We start from the raw sequence: 2,870 nt of genomic DNA on the forward strand, positions 1-2,870 counted from the left end.
TTGTTCTCGGCGACAAGGAAAAACTATACACAGGTTTTGGGGGTCCTGCAAATCGGGTGGGTGGTTTTTGACGGTGACCGTGCACACTTAATTCCTGAACTGCTGATTCGGCTCTTTCCATGTGCCCAATCGCTGGCAATTATTACCGAGCTAGGGCTGAGCGCGTAAACATTATTTCGCAGCTGCACAGAGCATCAGCGCCTGTACCTAGCGAGTTTATTGAACCCTTGAGAAGCGTACGCATATACGCGAACCCAATGAATTGTGCCCACATCAGCCGATTAGACGATGCGGGCGCATGCGTGCGTCTGAGCAAGGCACAAGAAGAGAACGCACATGGCGAAACGATGCATCTGGAGGTTCCATGCGCGTGACGGCCAAGGCGGCATCAGCGCAATGACTACCTAGAGCAGTCGGCATTGATGCCGGCCCAATACAGGTCTTGCAGTGCTACGTAAGCACCACCCTCGGCTACGGTGAATAGCAGCGATATTTCGATCGCTGCCACTCCACTTGATGATCTACCGAATACAGGATGAAGTCTATGAAGTTCACGGCGTTGGAACGCTATTGCCACCTCACTGGGCAATCGTATGGCGAGGTGACTCCCGAAGAACAGCAGAGCGATTATCAAGCCGGGGTAACTGAGCTTGACGGACAGCGGTGGCGGATCAGGACCGCAAGGATCACGCCAACAAAGCCAGGTGGGTTCGTAGCCATATGGCATCGGGACGAAACTGGGACTACTGCCCCCTACGAATCCGAAGAGGGACTGCGCGGAGTTATGGTCTTTATCGAGGAAGCCGGCTGTTTCGGCGTCTTCCGCTTTACTCAACAGCACCTCGAGGAGCTGGGCGTCTTCGCCTCAGCATCGGCTCCAGGCAAGCGCGGTTTCCGCGTCTATCCATCATGGACGGCTGGCCTTAAGGGGCAAGCGAAGAAAAGCCAGAATAGTCAGCTGCCTGCGTTCACGTTGCTCGCAGACTAACTTGTCCCGCTCAGACGCCTACTGCAGCTCCATGCGCCGGAACCTGAGTTCTCGTTGCGCACCACGCAAAGGTGAACCTTCAAAAGGCAACTCGCTGAGATCCACAGTCAATGCGGCTTTCAATGCCAACTGGTTCGCTGACTGCGTGGCCCGGTCAGCCAAGCCGAGCACCCTTGCAAGCTCCGCCCAGTGCTTCTTCTTCAGATTCTTAGCCTTGCCGGCAACAGTCAAAGCCATGGTGTCATCGCCGTAGACCAGGGTGCATGGGATGTCGTAGATGGGCGCTACATTAAACCGTCCATGCAAGTCCGCCAGAATCGAGACGTTCTTTCCATGCAAGTCGCCGTTGCCAGTTAGCCACGCAAAGACGAACTGCATGTATAGATTGCGCCTGGCGAGCACCGGAGCCTGGCACTGCAGCGCTAAGGCTTCAATAGCTTGTTCCGTGCTCACTGCATACTTGCTTGCCGGCGGAAGGTTCAATACCTGCATGGCATCTTCCAACGCCAAACGCGTGGGACTATCCGCCCCCTCGACACCCTCGCGATCGAACCTCTCGACCAGCAGCCCCGGACTCCCAGTGGAATCCAGTACTAGCCGATTGTTTGCGACCGGAAGTTTGAGCAATCGCGCTGCTTTCAGGTGCTGCGCCTCATTAACGACCAAATGCGGATGATCCCGGGGATCAAGCTTGAGCAGATAGGCGCTGTTCTTGAACTCCACTGGTGTTGTCAGCATGGTTGCGCTGATCTTGTCTTGCACGCCGGGGATCGAGTGGCGGTCCAAGGTGCGCGCGAGGACCGAGAAGTCGAGTTCGGCCGTGCTGCTGAATTCAGCAACCACGGGGGTTTGCTCCAGTGCTGATCCTTCCGGAACAACGCGTACATTGCCTGGAGTGTCGGCGCCCACTGCCATCAGCAGAGTCAACTCGTCAGAGATGCTGGTCTTAGTTGCGTCCTTGAGAACGGTCAGGCGATGGCCTTCGGGCAATAGTCCCGAGAAGAACGATGGCAACGCGCCCCCAGGCCCAACGTATGCCTCCGGGGAAGCTGGCAAAGATGTCGCAATGCCCGCGCCACCATGTGCAAGGTAGTCCTTGTTATAGCTGAAGGCCACGCTTCCGTCGGACTGTCTGGCTAGAGTGCCGGCGAGGTTTTCGTTGCAGTAGACGTCAGCCTTGGTAACAAGCTTGAGCTCTTGGAGTTGCGGCTTCATTTGGCCACGCGAATTCGAAGGCCGAGTACATTCGCGACGGAGAGCACCGCTTCAATGGAGGGGTTTCCCGCCCCTCGTTCTATGGAGCGCAGCGTACGTTCGGAGATGCCAGCTAATTCAGCCAGCTGTTCCTGCGTCAGGCCATTCTGTTTTCTAACGCGCTGCAATTCGGCCCCTAGCTCAGTCACTGAATTCATGAAGGATCCTCTTCCGGCAGCATTTCGCCGATTGGCGACATTCTGCTCACTATCATTCAGCATGGAGCAAGAATCGGCAACAAGTTACCGAAATGATAGCCAGGTGCAAGCAATCGATTGTCAGAGGCATCAAAAGGCAGGATCTTGCCGATTGGCGGACCGGAACCCATCGGATAAAGCACCTGCAACGGAGCGGGCGTTCTCTCCCGTAGTGAGCCGCGGAGGTCCAGGGCCACGCCGTCTGCTTAGTCGCTTCAAGCGCGTCCGACATCGGGACACAGCTTAGCCATGGCTGCATTCACAACCCCATGCCTGCCTGGTCGTTCCTTGAGCGGTCTGCGCTAGCGACCAGCACTCAAGCTCGTTAAAGCAGGAGGGAGGAGGAACCAAGCAGCACCAGCTGCCCAATTCCCCCTCCCCTTCCCGTTAAACAGGTGAGGCCCCGGCACCAAACGGTACCAGGGCCTCAA

At 56.6% G+C, this 2,870-nt stretch carries 3 protein-coding genes; 1 reads left to right on the forward strand and 2 read right to left on the reverse strand.

The window, feature by feature from the left end:
• Positions 1-544 precede the first annotated feature (544 nt).
• Positions 545-988, forward strand: coding sequence for a MepB family protein (locus tag EDF61_RS18625; protein WP_038993720.1), 444 nt, complete (start codon positions 545-547; stop codon positions 986-988).
• Between the two features lie 18 nt (positions 989-1,006).
• On the opposite strand, the gene EDF61_RS18630 is transcribed toward EDF61_RS18625, so the two are convergent.
• Positions 1,007-2,203 carry a type II toxin-antitoxin system HipA family toxin gene (locus tag EDF61_RS18630; protein ID WP_133835120.1) on the reverse strand — a complete coding sequence of 399 codons (1,197 nt, stop codon included), beginning with the start codon at positions 2,201-2,203 and terminating at the stop codon, positions 1,007-1,009.
• Positions 2,200-2,400, reverse strand: coding sequence for a helix-turn-helix transcriptional regulator (locus EDF61_RS18635; RefSeq protein ID WP_105662736.1), 201 nt, complete (start codon positions 2,398-2,400; stop codon positions 2,200-2,202). Before EDF61_RS18635 ends, EDF61_RS18630 begins: the two co-directional genes overlap by 4 nt.
• Positions 2,401-2,870 lie beyond the last annotated feature (470 nt).

This window comes from Arthrobacter sp. JUb115, assembly GCF_004365035.1.
Taxonomy (GTDB): Bacteria; Actinomycetota; Actinomycetes; order Actinomycetales; family Micrococcaceae; genus Glutamicibacter.

Bases quoted from the DNA above. Each gene is read 5' to 3' on its own strand.
- EDF61_RS18625 (WP_038993720.1), top strand. From the start codon at position 545: ATGAAGTTCACGGCGTTGGAACGCTATTGCCACCTCACTGGGCAATCG.
- EDF61_RS18630 (WP_133835120.1), bottom strand. From the start codon at position 2,203: ATGAAGCCGCAACTCCAAGAGCTCAAGCTTGTTACCAAGGCTGACGTC.
- EDF61_RS18635 (WP_105662736.1), bottom strand. From the start codon at position 2,400: ATGAATTCAGTGACTGAGCTAGGGGCCGAATTGCAGCGCGTTAGAAAA.